Source organism: Clavibacter davisi (genome assembly GCF_052751415.1).
Genome location: NZ_CP199882.1, coordinates 795,256 through 814,111 on the forward strand (window position 1 = coordinate 795,256; position 18,856 = coordinate 814,111).

The 18,856-nt window shown below is 74.3% G+C and carries 15 protein-coding genes; all 15 read left to right on the forward strand.

The genetic code is table 11. The annotated features are described in order from the left end of the window. Positions 1–68 precede the first annotated feature (68 nt). Positions 69–1,955, forward strand: coding sequence for a DNA helicase RecQ (gene recQ, locus ACU4ZT_RS03960; RefSeq protein WP_414763807.1), 1,887 nt, complete (start codon positions 69–71; stop codon positions 1,953–1,955). A gap of 402 nt (positions 1,956–2,357) precedes the next feature. Then, the gene (locus ACU4ZT_RS03965) at positions 2,358–4,322 is read left to right on the forward strand and encodes a glycoside hydrolase family 127 protein (protein ID WP_254654416.1); all 1,965 of its coding nucleotides are present in this window, start codon (positions 2,358–2,360) and stop codon (positions 4,320–4,322) included. Positions 4,323–4,478: 156 nt separating this feature from the next. Next, positions 4,479–6,158, forward strand: a complete 1,680-nt coding sequence (locus tag ACU4ZT_RS03970; RefSeq protein ID WP_063070228.1) for an ABC transporter substrate-binding protein — start codon at positions 4,479–4,481, stop codon at positions 6,156–6,158. 3 nt (positions 6,159–6,161) lie between these two features. Further along, positions 6,162–7,124 carry an ABC transporter permease gene (locus ACU4ZT_RS03975; protein WP_063070229.1) on the forward strand — a complete coding sequence of 321 codons (963 nt, stop codon included), beginning with the start codon at positions 6,162–6,164 and terminating at the stop codon, positions 7,122–7,124. After that, entirely contained in the window at positions 7,121–8,113 is a 993-nt protein-coding gene (locus ACU4ZT_RS03980; RefSeq protein ID WP_270979946.1) for an ABC transporter permease, read from the forward strand. The genes ACU4ZT_RS03975 and ACU4ZT_RS03980 overlap by 4 nt, the downstream gene beginning before the upstream one ends. After that, on the forward strand, positions 8,110–8,976 hold the full coding sequence (locus ACU4ZT_RS03985; RefSeq protein WP_445338009.1) for an ABC transporter ATP-binding protein: 867 nt from the start codon (positions 8,110–8,112) through the stop codon (positions 8,974–8,976). Before ACU4ZT_RS03980 ends, ACU4ZT_RS03985 begins: the two co-directional genes overlap by 4 nt. Further along, positions 8,973–9,950 (forward strand): ATP-binding cassette domain-containing protein, encoded by a 978-nt coding sequence (locus ACU4ZT_RS03990; RefSeq protein ID WP_414748301.1) that lies wholly within the window; start codon positions 8,973–8,975, stop codon positions 9,948–9,950. The genes ACU4ZT_RS03985 and ACU4ZT_RS03990 overlap by 4 nt, the downstream gene beginning before the upstream one ends. After that, complete coding sequence (locus ACU4ZT_RS03995) at positions 9,947–11,254, forward strand: alpha/beta fold hydrolase (RefSeq protein WP_445338011.1); 1,308 nt, start codon at positions 9,947–9,949, stop codon at positions 11,252–11,254. The genes ACU4ZT_RS03990 and ACU4ZT_RS03995 overlap by 4 nt, the downstream gene beginning before the upstream one ends. Then, on the forward strand, positions 11,251–12,696 hold the full coding sequence (locus ACU4ZT_RS04000) for an aminopeptidase P family protein (protein WP_445338012.1): 1,446 nt from the start codon (positions 11,251–11,253) through the stop codon (positions 12,694–12,696). The genes ACU4ZT_RS03995 and ACU4ZT_RS04000 overlap by 4 nt, the downstream gene beginning before the upstream one ends. Before the next feature lie 19 nt (positions 12,697–12,715). Further along, positions 12,716–13,486, forward strand: a complete 771-nt coding sequence (locus tag ACU4ZT_RS04005) for a GntR family transcriptional regulator (protein ID WP_414763811.1) — start codon at positions 12,716–12,718, stop codon at positions 13,484–13,486. Positions 13,487–13,639: 153 nt separating this feature from the next. Beyond that, positions 13,640–14,866: an NAD(P)/FAD-dependent oxidoreductase gene (locus ACU4ZT_RS04010; protein WP_445338015.1), complete on the forward strand. Its 1,227-nt coding sequence runs from the start codon at positions 13,640–13,642 to the stop codon at positions 14,864–14,866. After that, complete coding sequence (locus ACU4ZT_RS04015) at positions 14,863–15,264, forward strand: (2Fe-2S)-binding protein (protein ID WP_270979938.1); 402 nt, start codon at positions 14,863–14,865, stop codon at positions 15,262–15,264. Before ACU4ZT_RS04010 ends, ACU4ZT_RS04015 begins: the two co-directional genes overlap by 4 nt. Beyond that, positions 15,261–16,931 carry an FAD-dependent oxidoreductase gene (locus ACU4ZT_RS04020; RefSeq protein WP_445338017.1) on the forward strand — a complete coding sequence of 557 codons (1,671 nt, stop codon included), beginning with the start codon at positions 15,261–15,263 and terminating at the stop codon, positions 16,929–16,931. Before ACU4ZT_RS04015 ends, ACU4ZT_RS04020 begins: the two co-directional genes overlap by 4 nt. Beyond that, positions 16,928–17,845 carry a dihydrodipicolinate synthase family protein gene (locus ACU4ZT_RS04025; protein WP_270979935.1) on the forward strand — a complete coding sequence of 306 codons (918 nt, stop codon included), beginning with the start codon at positions 16,928–16,930 and terminating at the stop codon, positions 17,843–17,845. The genes ACU4ZT_RS04020 and ACU4ZT_RS04025 overlap by 4 nt, the downstream gene beginning before the upstream one ends. 7 nt (positions 17,846–17,852) lie before the next feature. After that, entirely contained in the window at positions 17,853–18,854 is a 1,002-nt protein-coding gene (locus ACU4ZT_RS04030) for a proline racemase family protein (RefSeq protein ID WP_445338019.1), read from the forward strand. Positions 18,855–18,856: the final 2 nt, after the last annotated feature.

Here is an 18,856-nt window from a genome sequence, read left to right on the forward strand (position 1 = left end):
GGCCGTCGTCGTCCCGAGCCACCGCATCGCCCCCGTCCGCGCCGGGCGCCCCGGATACCATTGCCCCGATGACCAACTCCCCTCCCGCTCCCGTCGACGCCGCGCCGTCGTCCCCCGCGCTGGCCCCCGCCCTCGAGCGCCTCGGCACGGTCTTCGGTTACGACGCGTTCCGCGGCGACCAGCAGGAGATCGTCGAGCACGTCATCGGCGGCGGCGACGCCCTCGTGCTCATGCCCACGGGCGGCGGCAAGTCGCTCTGCTACCAGATCCCGAGCCTCGTGCGCGCGGGCACCGGCGTCGTCATCTCGCCCCTCATCGCGCTCATGCAGGACCAGGTCGACGCGCTCCGGGCGGTCGGCGTGAAGGCCGCGTTCCTCAACTCCACGCAAGACCTCGAGACCAGCCGCGAGGTGGAGCGCGCGCTCCTCGACGGCGACCTCGACCTCCTCTACCTCGCGCCCGAGCGCCTCATCCTCGACCGGATGGGGCGCCTGCTCGACGAGGCGCCCATCGCCCTCTTCGCCATCGACGAGGCGCACTGCGTCTCCCAGTGGGGCCACGACTTCCGCAAGGACTACCTCGCGCTGTCCATGCTCCAGGAGCGCTGGCCGGACGTGCCGCGCATCGCGCTCACGGCCACGGCCAACGAGGCCACGCACGCCGACATCACGGCGCGGCTCGGCCTGCAGGACGCGCGCCACTTCGTCTCCTCGTTCGACCGGCCGAACATCCGCTACCGCATCGTGCCCAAGGCCGAGCCGCGCAAGCAGCTCATCGACCTCATCCGGAACGAGCACGCGGGCGACGCGGGCATCGTCTACTGCCTCTCGCGGAAGACCGTGGAGCAGACGGCCGAGGCGCTGAACAAGCAGGGCATCACCGCGCTGCCGTACCACGCGGGCCTCGACGCCGCCGTGCGCCAGCGCAACCAGGCGCGCTTCCTCCGCGAGGACGGCATCGTCATGTGCGCCACCATCGCGTTCGGCATGGGCATCGACAAGCCGGACGTGCGCTTCGTCGCGCACGTCGACCTGCCCAAGTCCATCGAGGGCTACTACCAGGAGACCGGCCGCGCGGGCCGCGACGGCCTCCCGTCCACCGCGTGGCTCGCCTACGGCCTGCAGGACGTGGTGCAGCAGCGCCGCATGATCGACCAGTCCGAGGGCGACGCGCAGCACCGCCGGCGCCTGTCGCAGCACCTCGACGCGATGCTCGCCCTCTGCGAGACCGTCGGCTGCCGGCGCGTGCAGCTCCTCCGCTACTTCGGCGAGGAGACGGGGCCCTGCGGCAACTGCGACACGTGCCTCGAGCCCGTCGAGACGTGGGACGCCACGGTGCCGTCGCAGAAGCTGCTGTCCACGATCGTGCGGCTGCAGCGGGAGCGGAACCAGCGCTTCGGGGCCGCGCACCTCATCGACATCCTGCTCGGCAACGAGACCGACCGCGTGCGGCAGCAGGGGCACGACCAGCTCACCACGTTCGGCATCGGCGGCGAGCTCACCGACGTGCAGTGGCGCGGGGTCGTCCGGCAGCTGCTCGCGCAGGGCCTCCTCGGCGTGAGCGACGACGGCTACGGCACCCTCGTGATCACGGCGGGCAGCGGCGACGTGCTCACGGGCGCCCGGAAGGTGCCCATGCGGCAGGAGCCGGAGCGCATCGTGCGCGGCCGCGGCACCCGCACCACGCGGGCCAAGGGCGGCCAGGTCGTCGACCTGCCCGAGGAGGCGCAGGGCCTGTTCGAGGCCCTCCGCGCCTGGCGGTCGGAGCAGGCGAAGGAGCAGGGCGTGCCCGCGTACGTCGTGTTCGCCGACGTCACCCTGCGCGAGGTCGCGACCGTGCGCCCGCAGGACCTCGGGCAGCTCGCCGGCATCACGGGCGTGGGCCAGAAGAAGCTCGACACGTACGGCGAGGGGCTCCTCCAGGTCGTCCGGGCGGAGGCCGCGCCGACCGTCTGACCGGGAGAGGGACCCGGTCCCGAGCCTCGAGGGCTGCGGGACCGAGCCGCGCACACGACCGACTTTTACCCGAAGACCGGTCCGGCGCTGGCGGGACAGCTCACCCGAAGAGCTGTCGCCGTTGCCCACGATCGTACTGGTCCGCCCACGGCCGTCGGCGCGGGTTGTGGGGAGTCGTCGTTGCCGCTAGCGGACCGTGCAAGAGGGAGACGGCGCCGGACGCCTCTCGTGTAAACAGCGTGTAACAGGAGGCCGCAGACGCTTCATCACCATTGCCAACAACGCATGGCGTATTTGTAATATGTCACCTACCACCGGCCGCCCGAGGCCGAGCGAGGGAGCGGGATGGCTGTGACAGGAGCTCATGCGCGTGCGGCAGGCGAGGCCGCCGGGCGTCCCGCGGTGGACCCGAGGACGGGCCGCCGCCGCCCGCTCGGCTCCGCCGCCGTCACCCTCGAGGCCGGGCTCCTCGCCGCGTGGCAGGAGCGCAACCGCGCGCGCACCATCCCGCACGCCATCGCCTCCATGACCGCCGCCGGCAACCTCGACGACCTCCGCGCCGCGGTCGACGGCCCGGGGGAGCGCCCGGTCCCGCGCTACCCGTTCCTCGACACGGACGTCTACAAGACCCTCGAGGGCATCGCCTACGAGGTGGGCCGCGGCACCGCGGACGCGGCGTCGCGCGCCTTCCTCGCGGAGGCGACCGACGTGCTCGAGCGCGTGCAGGCCGCTGACGGGTACATCGGCTCGTACGTGCAGCGACCGGGATCCGACCGTGAGCCCTGGACCGACCTCGCCTGGGGCCACGAGCTCTACAACCTCGGGCACCTGATCCAGGCGGCCGTCGCCGACTCCCGGCAGGGCGGCGACGGCCGTCTCCTGGCCGTCGCCCGCCGGTTCGCGGACGCCGCCGTCCGCGAGTTCGGGCCGGACGGCCGCGTCGAGGTGTGCGGGCACCCCGAGGTCGAGATGGCGCTCGTCGAGCTCCATCGCGAGACGGGGGAGCGCGCGTACCTCGACCTCGCATCCGCCTTCGTCGACCGGCGCGGGCACGGCACCGTCGCCATCCGCATCTTCCCGGCCGAGTACTTCCAGGACGCGCACCCGTTCCGCGAGATGCCCGCCGTCACGGGCCACGCCGTCCGGATGGCGTACCTCGCCGCGGGCGCCACCGACGTGGCCGTGGAGACGGGCGACGCGGAGCTGCTCGCCGCCTCCGTCCGCCTCTTCGACGACGCCGTGCGCACCCGCCTCTACGTGACCGGCGGCCTCGGCAGCCGCCACTCGGACGAGGCCATCGGCGACGCGTACGAGCTGCCGAGCGAGCGCTCCTACAGCGAGACGTGCGCCGCGATCGCCGTCATGCAGTGGGCCTGGCGCCTGTTCCTCGCCACGGGCGAGCCGCGCTTCCTCGACACGCACGAGACCGTGCTGCTGAACGCCTACGCGGTCGGCCTCTCCGCCGACGGCACCGGCTTCTTCTACGACAACCCGCTGCAGCGGCGCCCCGACCACCACGCGCAGTCGGGCGCCGAGACCGAGGGCGAGCTCATGCGCCGCCCGTGGTTCACCTGCCCGTGCTGCCCGCCGAACATCGTGCGCTGGATGAGCGAGCTGCAGGACCACGTGGCGGTGCAGGACGGCGACGACCTCGTGATCGCGCATCCCGCCGCCTGCGTCATCCGCACGGACGCGCTCGACGTGCGCGTCTCCACCGACTACCCGTGGGACGGCGCCGTGCGCATCGAGGTGCTGCGCGCATCCGGTGCCGCGACCGGGCTCGTGATCCGCCGGCCCGGCTGGTGCCGCACCGCGACCGCCTCCGTGCAGGCGGCCGACGGCACGACCGCGGCGGTCGACGCGAGGGCGGGCGACGGGTGGATCCGCGTCACCCGCCCCTGGGCCGCCGGCGACGCCCTCGTGGTCGAGCTCGACATGCCCGTGCGCGCCCTCGGATCCCACCCGCACCTCGACGCGACGCGCGGCAGCCTCGCGGTCGCCCGCGGACCCGTCGTCTACGCCGTCGAGCAGCAGGACGCGGGCGCGTCCGTCGACGACCTGCTCCTCGACCCGCGCGACCTCGCGACGGCACGGATCGTGCCGCTCCCGATCGCCGAGCCGTGGGGTCCGGTCGCCGACCCGGCAGCCGCCGACCCCGCCGCACCCGCACCCGGCGTCGCGCTCGCCGTGCGCCTCCGACGTTCCGCCCCCGCCCCGGACGAGCTCTACCCCGAGGTCGTCCCCGGCACCCCCGCCCCCGCCGCGTCACCCGATCCCGTCGACGCGGTCCTCGTGCCCTACGCCCTCTGGGGCAACCGGGCGCCGGGGGCCATGCGGGTCTGGATCCGCGCGGCCGACACCGGCTGATCCGCCGCCCCGCACGCGCGCCGCCCGGGTCCACCCGACCCGGGGCGGACGCCCGCACCTCCTCCCGCACCTCCTTCCCGCAGTTCCCATCGCACGACCCCGTCCGTCATTCCCGCCCCGGTGCGCTCCGGCCGCCATCCACGAAACGAGAGTCCGATGAAGAGACGAATCACCGCCGTCGGGCTGGCCGTCGCCGCCAGCCTCGCCCTCACCTCCTGCGCCGGCGCAGGAGCGAAGTCCACCTCCGACATCACGGGCCCCGCCGACACGGGCGGCACGATGCACGTCCTGCAGGTCGCGGACTTCCCGCACCTCGATCCCGCGATGGGCTACGAGACCGACCTGGCCGACCTCTACCGGCTCATCTACCGCTCGCTCACCACGACCACGGGCAAGGACGGCGCCACGATCGCGCCCGACCTCGCCACCGACACCGGCACCCCCAACGCCGACGACACCGTCTGGACGTTCACGCTCAAGGACGGTGTGAAGTTCGAGGACGGCTCCCCGATCACGAGCCAGTCGATGAAGTTCGGCGTGGAGCGGTCCTTCGACCCCGCGCTCGCCATCGGCTCGCCCTACGCCCGCATGTACCTCGAGGGCGGCGACGCCTACAAGGGCCCGTACCAGTCCGGCGACCTGGCCTCCATCGAGACCCCCGACGAGAAGACCATCGTCTTCCACCTCAACCGCTCCGTGCCCGAGTTCGCGAGCGTCACCGCGCAGAGCACCTTCGTGCCGTTCCCGGTGGACAAGGACCGCGTCACGGTCACGAACATGGACCAGCAGCCCATCTCCTCCGGGCCGTACAAGGTGAGCGCCCGCACGCAGGGACAGTCGCTCACGCTCGTGCGCAACCCCGAGTGGGACGCCTCCACCGACGAGGTCCGGACGGCGAAGCCGGACGAGTGGCAGTTCACGATGGGGCTCGACCAGGCGACCATCGACGAGCGCATGATCGCCGGACAGGGCGACGACCAGGACGCCCTCGCCTACGGGATCACCGCGGCATCCGTCTCCCGCATCCAGACCCCGCAGATCAAGGCGCGCACCGTCTCGGGCGACACCGGGTGCACCACGTACCTCGCGCTCAACACGACGAAGCCGCACCTCGGCGACGTGCGCGTGCGGCAGGCCATCGCGTACGCGGTCGACAAGAAGTCGCTCGCCGACGTGGCGGGCGGTCCCATGATCGCGGAGCCCGCGTCCACGGTCCTCACGCGCAGCGTCCCCGGCCACAAGGACTTCGACCTCTACCCCAGCACCGACAGCTCGGGCGACGTCGACAAGGCCAAGGCGCTCCTCGCCGAGGCGGGCCTCTCGGACGGCTTCACGATCACGCTCGACGTGGCCAGCGTCCCCACCTCGCAGAAGGCGGCGGAGGCGCTCCAGCAGTCCCTCGCCCGCGTCGGCATCACGGTGGCCATCAACCTGCTCGACACGGCGACCTACAACGAGACCATCGCGACCACGTCGCAGCAGCACGACGCGGCCGAGGCCGGCTGGTGCCCCGACTGGAACTCCGCCAGCACGGTGCTGCCGATCCTGTTCGACGGGCGCCAGATCCCCGAGAAGGGCAACAGCAACCTCTCGCAGATCAACGACCCCGGCATCAACGCGAAGATCGACGAGGTCTCGGCCATGACCGACCTGAAGGCCGCCGACGCCGCCTGGGGCGACCTCGACGAGCAGGTGCAGCAGCTCGCGCCCGTGGTGCCGCTGCTCTACGGCCAGGCCGTCCTCGTGCTGGGGCAGAACGTGCGGAACGCGTACTCGAGCCCGATCTACGACGGCGCCCCGGACTTCGCCACCATCGGCCTCCACACGGGGAAGTAGGCCGTGACCGCCACGCTGCAGGGCGCCTCGGTGCCCGACTCGGCATCCCCGTACCCGACGGGACGGCCGCCCGCCGTCACGCCGGCCAAGCGGGTGGTCCAGGCCCTCCGGTCGAAGCCGTCCGTCATCGCCAGCGTCGTGTTCGTCGTGCTGGTCCTGGTGCTCGCGGTGTTCGCGCCGCTCCTGTCCGGGATCACCGGCTGGGGCCCCACGACCTTCGACGCGACGGCCGTGGACCCCGTCCTCGGCGGCCTCCCCATCGGCCCGTTCGGCGGCGTCAGCGCCTCGCACTGGTTCGGCGTGGAGCCGCAGAACGGGCGCGACATCTTCGCCCGCATCGCCTACGGCGCCCGCGTCTCGATGCTCATCGCGGTCTCCGCCACGATCGTCACCACGACCGTCGGCGTGATCGCGGGCATGGTCGCCGGCTACTTCGGCGGCATCGTCGACCAGGTCGTGTCGCGGGTCATGGACTTCCTCATGGCCTTCCCGGCGCTGATCTTCATGATCGCGATCCTGTCGGCGCTGCCCGCGGGCAGCCGGCCGGCGCTGCTCGTCCTCACGCTCAGCGTCTTCGGCTGGCCGTACACGGCCCGCATCGTGCGCGGCCAGACCATGACGATCCGCACGCGCGACTTCGTGGAGGCGGCCCGGGCGTCCGGCGCCTCCTCGATGGGCGTGATCTTCCGGGAGGTGATGCCGAACCTGCGCGGCACGATCATCGTGCTGGCCACGCTCGCGGTGCCGGGGTACATCGGCACGGAGGCGGGCCTGTCCTTCCTCGGCGTCGGCGTGCTGCCCCCGACGCCGTCGTGGGGCCAGATGATCGCCGACTCGGTGAACTGGTACACGGTCGACCCCGCGTACTTCATCGTGCCGGGCTCGTTCCTCTTCCTCACGGTGCTGGCGTTCACGGTCTTCGGTGACCACCTCCGCACCGCGCTCGAGCAGGGGGAGGCGGCATGATCGGCTACCTGATCCGCCGGGCCGGCGCGGCCCTGGTGGTGCTCGCGCTCATCAGCCTCTTCACCTACATGATCTTCTTCCTGCTCCAGCCGGACCCCGCCGTCACCATCTGCGGCAAGACCTGCACGCCGGACAAGATCGACTCCATCCGCCAGCTCCTCGGCCTGGACCGGCCGTTCTGGGCGCAGTACGGCGACTTCATCGCCGGCATCTTCACGGGCCGCACCTACGGCGACGGCCCGACGGCGATCCAGTGCTCGGCGCCCTGCCTCGGCTTCAGCTTCCAGACGCAGCAGTCCGTGCTCGACCTGATGCTGTCCCGCCTCCCCGTGAGCATCACGATCGCGGTCGGCGCGGCGGTCCTCTGGCTCGTGTTCGGCGTCGCCGGCGGCCTCGTCAGCGCCATCCGCCAGGGCAGCGTGTGGGACCGGACCGCGATGGCGGCGGCGCTCACCGGGATCAGCGTGCCGATCACCTTCGCGGCGCTGCTCCTGCAGTACGTGCTCGTCGTGCAGCTGCAGGTGCTGCCGTTCCCGGAGGCGGTGGCGTTCTCGGACGACCCCGTCGGCTGGCTGGAGTCGTACATCATGCCGTGGCTGGTGCTCGCGCTCGGCTACGCGGCGATCTACGCGCGCATCGTGCGGGCCAACGTGATCGACACCCTGCAGGAGGACTACCTGCGGACCGCGCGCGCCAAGGGCCTGCCGGCGGCGCTCGTGATCCGCCGACACGCGCTCCGGCCGTCGCTCACGCCCGTCGTCACCCTGTTCGGCATGGACTTCGCCGGGCTGCTCGGCGGCGCCGTGATCACCGAGAAGGTCTTCGGCCTCAACGGCGTCGGCAAGCTCGCGGCCGACTCCATCGCCAAGAACGACCAGCCCGTCATCATGGGCGTCACGCTCCTCGCCGCGGCCTTCGTGGTGGTGGGGAACGTGGTCGTCGACGTGCTGTACACCGTGCTCGACCCCCGAGTGAGGATCACCGCGTGACCGCCACCGCACCGCACCAGCCGCCCGCCCGGGCCGTCCCCGGGACCCCGCTCCTCGAGGTGGAGGGCCTCACCATCGCGTTCCCCACCTCGCGCGGGCCCGTCGAGGTCGTGAAGGACCTGTCGTTCCGGGTGGAGCCGGACAGCACGCTCGGCATCGTGGGGGAGTCGGGCTCCGGTAAGTCGATGACCTCGCTCGCCGTGATGGGCCTCGTGCCCCGCGGCGGGAGGGTGACCGGCAGCATCAAGCTGGCGGGCGAGGAGCTCGTCGGCCGGCCGGACGCGGAGCTCCGCCGCTTCCGCGGCGACCGCATGGCGATGGTGTTCCAGGATCCGCTCTCGTCGCTCAACCCGTACTACACGGTGGGGCTCCAGATCGAGGAGGCCTACCGGGCGCACCGCGGCGGATCCCGCCGGGCCGTGCGCCAGGTGGTGGTGGAGGCGCTCGAGCGGGTGCGGATCCGCGAGGCCGGCACGCGGATCGACCACTACCCGCACCAGTTCTCGGGCGGCATGCGGCAGCGGATCATGATCGCGATGGCCCTGTGCCTGGAGCCCGAGCTGCTGATCGCCGACGAGCCGACCACCGCGCTCGACGTGACGGTGCAGGCGCAGATCCTCGACCTGCTCCGCGAGATCCGCCGCGACACCGGGATGGGCATGCTCGTCATCACCCACGACCTCGCCGTCGTGTCCTCCCTCGCCGACGAGGTGCTCGTCATGCAGGGCGGGCACCGCGTCGAGAGCGGCACCACGGAGCGCGTGTTCACCGCGCCCGAGGACCCGTACACGCACGCGCTGCTCGAGGCGATCCCCCGCATCGACGCCGCCTACGACCGACCGACGACGGGAACCGCCTCATGAGCACCCACGCCAGCAGCCCGGCCGCGCCGACCCCGGCAGCCCCGGCCGCGCCCGAGCCGTTCCTCTCGGCCCGCGGCCTCACCAAGGAGTACGTGACGCGCGGCGGCCCCGGCCTCCGCCCGCCCGTGCGCCGGTTCCTCGCCGTCGACCACGTCGACCTCGACGTGCCGACCGGGCAGACGCTCTCCATCGTGGGCGAGTCCGGATCCGGCAAGTCGACGACCGCGCGCATCATCGCGCACCTGCTCGACCCCACCTCCGGCACCTTCGCCCTGAAGGGCGAGGACATGACGCACGCGTCCGGCGCGCGCCTCCGCGAGTTCCGGCGGCAGGTGCAGGTGGTGTTCCAGGATCCGGCGTCGTCGCTCAACCCGCGGCACACGGTGGAGCAGATCATCAGCGCGCCGCTGCGGTACCAGGGCATCACGACGCCGGGCGGGCACGGGAAGCTCGTGCGCGACCTGCTCGACCGGGTGGGCCTGGACCCCGACCACGCGCAGCGCTACCCCGCGCAGTTCTCGGGCGGCCAGTGCCAGCGCATCGGCATCGCGCGGGCGCTAGCCGTGCAGCCCGGCCTCATCGTGTGCGACGAGGCGGTCTCCGCGCTCGACGTGACGGTGCAGGCCCGCGTCATCGCGCTGCTGCGCGACCTGCAGCGCGAGCGCGGACTCAGCTACGTCTTCATCGCGCACGACCTCGCCGTCGTGCGGCAGCTCTCCGACCGCGTCGCCGTGATGAGCGCCGGCAAGGTCGTGGAGGAGGGCACGCGCGACGACGTGTTCGAGCGGCCGCAGCACCCGTACACCCGGTCGCTGCTCGACGCCGTGCCGCGCATCGACCCCGAGTGGGACCGGAAGCGGCTCGCCTCGCGGCGCGCGGCCGGCCTCGACACGGCGAGCATCGACACGGCGAGCGTCGACGCGGCGGCTCGCCGCGCGTCGGGCCGCGGCGCGGCGGGCGGGTCGGCCGCGTGATCGTCGGATCCGCGACCGTCCCCGGCGTGCACGTCACCGACCACGAGATCGAGGTGCCGCTCGACTGGGCGGCGGCGCGCGCGGGGGAGCCGACCCCGACGATCACCGTGTTCGCCCGCGAGCTCGTCGCGCCCGGACGCCGGGCGGACGACCTGCCGGCGCTCCTCTACCTGCAGGGCGGGCCGGGCGGGAAGTCGCCGCGGGTCGTCGATGACGGCGGGTGGATCGGCCACGCGCTCCGCACCCACCGCGTCGTGCTGCTCGACCAGCGCGGCACCGGGAGGAGCACGCCCGTGACGGCGCGCACGATGCTGCGGTTCGGCGACGACCACGCATCCGCCGCCCGGTACCTCGCACTGTTCCGCGCCGACGCGATCGTGCAGGACGCGGAGGCGCTCCGGCAGCACCTGGAGGGCGGCCGCCGCTGGTCGACCCTCGGCCAGAGCTACGGCGGGTTCCTCACGCTCACGTACCTGTCGCACGCGCCCGAGGCGCTGTCGGCGTGCTACGTGACGGGCGGGCTCGCGTCGCTCGACCCCGACGCCGAGGAGGTGTACCGGCGCACCTACCCGCGCACGGCCGCCAAGAACGCCGGGTACCACGCGCGCTACCCGGGCGACGTGGCGATCCTGTCCCGGCTCGCCGACCGCCTCGCCGCGGGCGACGTGACGCTGCCCGACGGCGACGTCCTCACGGTCCGGCGCCTGCAGACCCTCGGCATCGACCTCGGCATGGCGCCGGGACGGGAGCGGATCCACGCGCTCCTCGACGAGGCCCTCGACGACCGCGGCGATCCCACCGACGTGCTGCTCGCCGAGGTGCTCCGCCTCACCTCGTACGCGGCGAACCCGCTGTTCGCAGGCTTGCAGGAGAGCATCTACGCCTCCGGCACCCGGCCGGCGACGGCGTGGGCGGCCGCGCGGGAGCGCGCCCGCCACCCGGCGTTCTCGCCCGACGCCCGGCCGCTGCTGCTCACCGGCGAGATGATGTACCCCTGGATGTTCGAGGAGATCCGCCTGCTGCGCCCGTTCCGCGGCGCCGTCGAGGAGATGGCCCGCCGCGACGACTGGCCGGAGCTCTACGACCCGGATCGGCTCGCGGCCAACGAGGTGCCCGTCGCCGCCGCGATCTACCACGACGACATGTACGTGGACGCCGGCCTGCAGCAGGAGACGGTCGCGCGCGTGGCGAACGCCCGCGCGTGGATCACGAACGAGCACGAGCACGACGGCCTGGGGGCGCCCGGCGTCCTCGGCCGGCTGATGGACATGATCGCCCGCGATGGAGGAGGGATCCCCCGATGACCGACACGACCCCCCAGACGCCCACCGGCGTCACCCCCGAGGAGCGCCGCCCGCCGCGGCTCGCCCAGGTGCCCGCGTTCCGGGAGCTCATGGCCGGCGGCTGGATCGCGCCCGACCGGACGCCGCCGACCGTGCCCGGCGCGGTCGAGGCGGCGGCCGCGCACCGCGACCGCCTGAGCGCCGCGATGCCCGGCGTCACGATGGCGGTCGTCAGCGGCTACGCGCCCACGCGCAACGACGACTGCCGCTACGCCTTCCGCGCGGACAGCGACTTCGTCTGGCTCACGGGGGTGCAGGTCGAGGGCGCCGTGCTCGTGATGCACGCGGTGCCGGGCGGCCACGACGCCGTCCTGCACGTGCCCGCGCCCGCGCATCCGGGCGACCCGCGCTTCTTCTCCGACGCCGACCACGGCGAGCTGTGGGTGGGGCCCGCGCCCGCGCACGCCGACTGGCAGCGCGCCCTCGGGATCCCGGTGCGCGACCCCGACCGCATCGCGCGCGACCTCGCGGGCGTCCGCGACGTGCGCCGGGCGGGTGCCGTCACGGGCGTCCCCTCCGCGCTCGCCGACGTGCCGCGCGACGACGCGCTCGTGGCGGCGCTCGGCGAGCTGCGCGTGATCAAGGACGCGTGGGAGCTCCAGGAGCTCCGCCGCGCGGTCGACGACACCGTCGAGGGCTTCGCCGAGGTGGTGCGGGCGATCCCGCGGGCCCAGGCGTCCGGCGGCGAGCGCTGGCTGCAGGGCACGTTCGACCGGCACGCGCGCACGGTCGGCAACGGCCCCGGCTACGCCACCATCGTGGGCGGCGGCGGGCACGCGACGATCCTGCACTGGGTGCGCTGCGACGGCCCGCTCCGCGACGGCGAGCTCGTGCTGCTCGACATGGGCGTGGAGGCGCGCAGCCTCTACACGGCCGACGTCACGCGCACGATCCCCGTCTCCGGCACCTTCACGCCCGAGCAGCGGCTCGTGCACGACGTGGTCGAGCGCGCCCACCGCGCGGGTCTCGACGCCGTGGCGCCCGGGCGTCCGCTCGTCGACTTCCACCACGCGTCGATGGAGGTGGTGGCCCAGGGCCTCCACGACCTCGGGCTCCTGCCGGTCTCGGTCGACGAGGCCCTGTCGCCCGCCGGCCAGCACCACCGGCGCTGGCTGGTGTGCGGGATCGGGCACCACCTCGGCCTCGACGTGCACGACTGCTCGGGCGCCGGCGTCGCCGGGTACGACCGCCTCGTGGAGCCCGGCATGGTGCTCACCGTGGAGCCGGGCCTCTACTTCCAGCCGGACGACGCGATGGTGCCGCCCGAGCTCCGCGGCATCGGCGTGCGGATCGAAGACGATATCGTGGTGACGCAGACGGGGTCCGACGTGCTGTCGGACGCGCTGCCGATCGACGCCCTCGGCCTGGAGTCCTGGATGCGGGAGCAGCGGTCCCCGTCCTGACACCCCGAGGAGGTCCCGCGTGAGCCTCTCGGCCCTGCGTCCCGCACCCCCGCGCGCGAGCCTGCGCGAGCACGTCCACCAGGCCCTCTCCGCCGCCATCGTCTCCGGGGAGCTCGAGCCCGGCACGCTCATCACCGTGCCGACGCTCGCGGTGCGCTTCGACGTGTCGGCCACGCCCGTGCGCGAGGCCGTGCTGGAGCTGGAGAAGCGCGGCTTCGTCGAGACCGTGCGCAACAAGGGGTTCCGGGTCACGGCCGTGAGCGACGAGGAGCTCGGCCACCTCGTGCAGGTGCGCCAGCTGCTCGAGGCGCCCGCCATGGAGCGGCTCGCGGGCCGCGTGCCGGACGACGCGCTGCCCACGCTCGAGGCGCTCGCCGACCGCATCGAGCAGGGTGCGCGCGACGGCGACCTCCGCGCCTACCTCGAGGCCGACCAGGAGTTCCACCTGTCCCTCACGCGCATGCTCGGCAATCCCGTGCTCACGGCCTCCATCGCCGACCTCCGCTCGCGCACGCGGCTCGTCGGGCTCGCGTCGATGAAGGAGAGCAGCCACCTCGACGCGTCGGCTGCCGAGCACCACGAGCTGCTCCGCGCCCTCGTGCGCGGGGCCGGCCGGGAGGCGCACGCGGTGATGGTGCGGCACATCCGGCACGCCACCGGCTGGTGGGCGGGGCACGGCGAGGAGGACGCGGACGCCGGGGACGGCGACGACGGCGGGGACGCTGCTGGCGGCGGCCACGTCGACCGGGTCGCCGTGGATCCGGCAGCCGGACCCGTCGCGCGGGACTGACGCGCGGGACTGACGCGCGGGCCTGACGCGCGCGTCTGCCGGGTATCGCGGGTCCCGACTTCCCCTCGTCGCTGATGTGTGACATATTACTGACACCGCCACCCGCCCCGTCGCCCGACATCGGGCGCCATGACCCGTGAGAGCAGGGACCGCATGACGCGACACGTGGTGGTCGTCGGGGGAGGCATCGTCGGCGCGGCCTGCGCCCGGTCGCTCGCGCGCGCCGGGATCCGCGTCACGGTCGTCGAGCGGGCCGCCGTCGCGTCGGGCACGAGCGCGCAGGGCGAGGGCAACATCCTCGTCTCCGACAAGGGCCCGGGCGCCGAGCTGGAGCTGGCGCAGCTGGCCGCACGCCGCTGGCCCGAGGTCGCCGCCGAGATCGCCGAGGAGCTGGGCGACGCGCTCCCCTCCATCGAGTACGAGCCCAAGGGCGGGCTCGTCGTCACGACCACGGCCGAGGGCGCGGATCCGCTCCTCGCCTTCGCCGCCACCCAGCGCGCCGCGGGCGTCGACGCGGTCCCCGTCGACGTGCGCCGCGCGCTCGAGCTGGAGCCGTGGCTGAACCCCGGCATCACCGCCGCCGTGCACTACCCCGAGGACGCGCAGGTGCAGCCCGCGATCGCGACCGAGGCGCTCGCCGCGTCCGCCCGCCGGGCCGGCGCCGTAGTGCGGACCGGCGTCGAGGTGACCGGGCCGGTCCTCGGACCCGACGGCGCGCTCCGCGGCGTGCGGACGACCGCGGGCGACATCGCAGCCGACGACGTGCTCGTCGCGGCCGGCCCCTGGTCGGGCGAGGTGGCGCGCGCCCTCGGCGTGGAGCTGCCGGTGCTGCCGCGGCGCGGGGTCGTGCTGGTCACGACGCGCATGCCGCACCGCATCCACCACAAGGTCTACGACGGCGACTACGTGGGCGCCGTCGGCTCCGGCGACGGGGCGCTGCAGACCTCGGGCGTCGTGGAGTCGACGCCGTCGGGGACCGTGCTCATCGGATCCAGCCGCGAGCGCGTCGGCTTCGACGCGTCGCTGCGCGTGGCCGTGCTCGAGGAGCTCGCCGCCAAGGCCGTGCGGCTCTTCCCCTTCCTCGCCGAGGCGAACGCGATGCGCTCCTACGGCGGCTTCCGGCCCTACCTGCCCGACCACCTGCCGGTCGTCGGGCCCGACCCGCGGCTGCCGGGGCTCTGGCACGCGAGCGGGCACGAGGGCGCCGGGATCGGGCTGTCGATCGCGACGGCCGACCTCATCGCCGCGCTGATGACCGGGGCCGCGACGCCGCTCGACGTCACGCCGTTCTCGGTCGCGCGGGCGTCGCTCGGGCTGGACATGCCGGGTGCCCCGGTGCCCGGGGCCGCGTCCCCCTCCTCCGCGGGGGTGCGCGCGTGACGCCGCGGCGCGTGGATCCGGCGCGCGACCCGATCCGCCCCGAGCCCGCGGAGGCCGTGCGCTTCACGGTGGACGGGGATCCGGTGGAGGGCCTGCGCGGCCAGACCATCGCGGGCGCGCTGCTCGCCTCGGGCACGCTCGCCTGGCGGACGACCGCGAGCGCCGGCCGACCGCGCGGCGTCTTCTGCGGGATCGGCGTGTGCTTCGACTGCACCGTGACGGTGAACGGGCTGCCCGACGTGCGCGCCTGCCAGCGGCGCGCGGTCGACGGCGACGTCGTGGAGACGGGGCCGGGGGCGACCGTGCCGGACGCGGACGCTGCGGGGCCCGCTGCTGGGTCGGCCGCCGCTGGGTCTGCCGCCGCCGCCGCGCCTGCCACCGACGGGGACGCCTCGTGAGCGCCGGGGACGACCGGCGGCACGTCGTCGTGATCGGCGCCGGGCCCGCGGGGCTCGCCGCCGCGGTCGCCGCCCGCGCGCGCGGGGCGCGCGTCACGCTGCTCGACGCGTCCGACGAGCTGGGTGGCCAGTACTGGCGGCACCTCCCGGCGTCGCGACCGGCGGCGCGCGAGCGGATCCTGCACCACGGCTGGGACGCGTTCACCGGGATGCGGGCGCGGCTGGCGGCCGACGACGGCTGCGAGATCGTGACGGGCGCGCAGGTGTGGGCGATCGAGGTGCCCTCGGCCGACGTGGAGGCGCCGGCGCCCGCCGCCGTCGTCCACGTGCTCGTCGGCCCGGTCGACGGATCCGGTCGCGCGCCCCGGACCCTCCGCCCGGACGCGCTCGTGCTCGCCACCGGTGCGCACGACCGCACGCTGCCGTTCCCCGGCTGGGACCTGCCGGGCGTCTTCACCGCGGGCGCCGCGCAGGCCCTCGCGAAGGGCGAGCGTGTCGCGATCGGCGACCGCGTGATCGTCGCGGGCGCCGGACCCTTCCTCCTCCCCGTCGCCGTGTCGCTGGTGCAGGCCGGGGCGCGCGTGGTCGGGATCCACGAGGCCGCGCGCGTGCCGTCGCTCGCCCGCGGCTGGTTGCGGGATCCGCTCGGCCTCGCCCGCGCGCCGCACAAGGCCGCCGAGCTCGCCGGCTACGTCTCCGTGCTGGCGCGCGAGCGGATCGGGTACGCCACGGGCAGCGCGGTCGTCGCCGCGCACGGGACCGACCGCGTCGAGGCCGTCACCGTGCAGCGCCTCGACGCGTCGTGGGCGCCCGTCCCGGGCACCGAGCGGCGGGTCGCGGTGGACGCCGTGTGCGTCGGCCACGGCTTCACGCCCCGGCTCGAGCTGCCGATCGCGGCGGGCTGCCGCATCGGGTCCGACCGCTTCGTCGAGGTCGACGCCGACCAGGGCGCCGGGCCCGCGGGCGTGTTCGCCGCGGGCGAGATCACGGGCATCGGGGGAGTGGACCAGGCGCTCGCGGAGGGCGAGGTCGCGGGGCACTGCGCCGCGGGCGGATCCCCGTCCGACGCCGCCGTCGCGCCCGCCGTCCGCCGCCGGGCCGTCGCGCACGACGTGGCCGGCCGCATCGAGGCCGCGCACGGCATCCGCCCCGGCTGGACCGGCTGGCTGCGCGACGACACGCTCGCCTGCCGCTGCGAGGAGGTGCCGGTCGGCCGGATCCGGGCCACCGCCCGCGCCGCGCGCTCCACCGACCTGCGCTCGATGAAGCTCGCCACGCGCGCCGGCCTCGGCATCTGCCAGGGCCGCGTGTGCGGACGCACCGTCGAGGAGCTGCTCGCGGGGGAGGCGCCGCCCGCCGGATGCGCGCCCGCCGGATCCGCGCCCGGCGCGGGTCCCGCCGCCACGCCCGCCGCCCTCGGCCCCGGCTCCGACCGCCGCCCCATCGCCTCGCCCGTGCGCCTCGGCGAGCTCGCCGCCGCCTACGACCTCCGCGACGCCGGGCCCCCGTCCCTCGCCGCGCCCGGCGTCGACGACCCGGCCATCGAGGTCGACGATCAGGCCCCCGGCGTCGACGACCCGCCGCCCGACGACGCCCCGCCGCCCGACCCCGCACCCCCGACCACCCCCGCATCCCCTAGCACCACCGACCGGAAGGACACGCCATGACCGCACCCGCCCTGGACCTCGGAGGCGTCGTCGTCGCCACCACGCTGCCGTTCCGCGAGGACGCCGCCGCTCCCGCCGGCCTCGCCGTCGACTACGACGCGTACGCCGCGCACTGCGACTGGCTCATCTCGAACGGCTGCCGCGGCGTCGGCCCCAACGGCTCGCTCGGCGAGTACTCCTCGCTCACCGACGAGGAGCGCCGGAAGGTCGTGCAGGTCGCGGTCGAGGCGGTCGGCGGGCGGGGCGTCGTCGTGGCCGGCGTGCACGGCGTCGGCTGGCACCAGGCGAAGAAGTGGGCCGAGGTCGCGGCCGAGGACGGCGCCGACGGCGTGCTGCTCCTGCCGCCCACCCTCTACCGGGCGAGCGACGACGAGGTCGTCGAGCACTACGCGCGCGTCGACGAGGTGGGCCTGCCGATCATGGCCTACAACAACCCGTTCGACACCAAGGTCGACTTGACGCCCCAGCTCCTCCAGCGCCTCGACGCGCTCGAGAACGTCGTGGCGATCAAGGAGTTCTCGGGCGACATCCGGCGCGTGACGGAGATCCAGGACCTCACGGGCCTCGACGTCATCGCGGGCGCCGACGACCTGCTGCTGGAGTCGCTCATCATGGGCGCCGTCGGCTGGTTCGCGGGCTACCCGAACGCGTTCCCGCGCGAGGCCGTGGAGCTGTACGGGCTCGCGACGAGCGGTCGCATCGAGGAGGCGAAGGCGCTGTACCAGCACCTCGTGCCCGTGTTCCGCTGGGACTCGCGCACCGAGTTCGTGCAGGCCATCAAGCTGTCGATCGACGTGGCCGGCGAGAGCACGGGCGGCCCCACGCGTCCGCCGCGCGCGCCGCTGCCCGCCGCGGTCGCCGAGCAGGTCACGCGCGACACGCGCCGCGCGCTCGACCACCTCGCCGGACGATGATCGACGGATGAGGTCCTCCCGCGTCTTCCACGCCGTCGACTCGCACACCGAGGGCATGCCGACCCGCGTCGTCACGAGCGGGTTCGGCGTGATCCCCGGCTTCACCATGAACGAGCGGCGTCTGCACCTCATCGAGCACCTCGACCACCTGCGGCTGCTGCTCATGACGGAGCCGCGCGGCCACGCGGCGATGAGCGGCGCGATCCTGCAGCCGCCCACGCGCGACGACTGCGACTGGGGCGTCCTCTACATCGAGGTGTCCGGCTGCCTCCCGATGTGCGGCCACGGCACCATCGGCGTCGCGACCGTGCTGGTGGAGACCGGGCTCGTCGAGGTGCAGGAGCCGGTCACGACCATCCGGCTCGACACCCCGGCCGGGCTCGTGATCGCGCGCGTCGACGTGGAGGACGGGCGGGCCGCATCCGTCACGATCGAGAACGTCCCCTCCTACGTGGAGCGGCTCGACGCGACGATCGAGGTGCCCGGCCTCGGCGCCGTGCCGTACAGCCTCGCGTTCGGCGGCAACTTCTACGCCGTCGTGGAGCTCGAGCGCCTGGGGCTGCCGTTCGACCGGGAGCGCCAGCAGGAGATCGTCCAGGCCGGGCTCGCGATCATGGGCGCGATCAACGAGCAGGCGCCGCCCTCGCACCCGGAGATAGAAGGCGTCGACCACTGCCACCACGTGGAGTTCCTGGCACCCGGATCCGACGCCCGGCTCTCGCGGCACGCCATGGCCATCCACCCCGGCTGGTTCGACCGGTCGCCGTGCGGCACCGGCACGTCCGCGCGCATGGCCGAGCTGTGGGCGCGCGGCGAGCTGGCGGTGGACGACGAGTTCGTCAACGAGTCGTTCATCGGCAGCCGCTTCACCGGGCGGATCCTGCGGGAGACGACCGTCGCCGGCCGGCCCGCCATCGTCCCCGCCATCACCGGCCGCGCCTGGATCACCGGCATGGGCCAGTACCTGCTCGACCCCACCGACCCGTTCCCGAGCGGCTTCCGGTTCTGAAC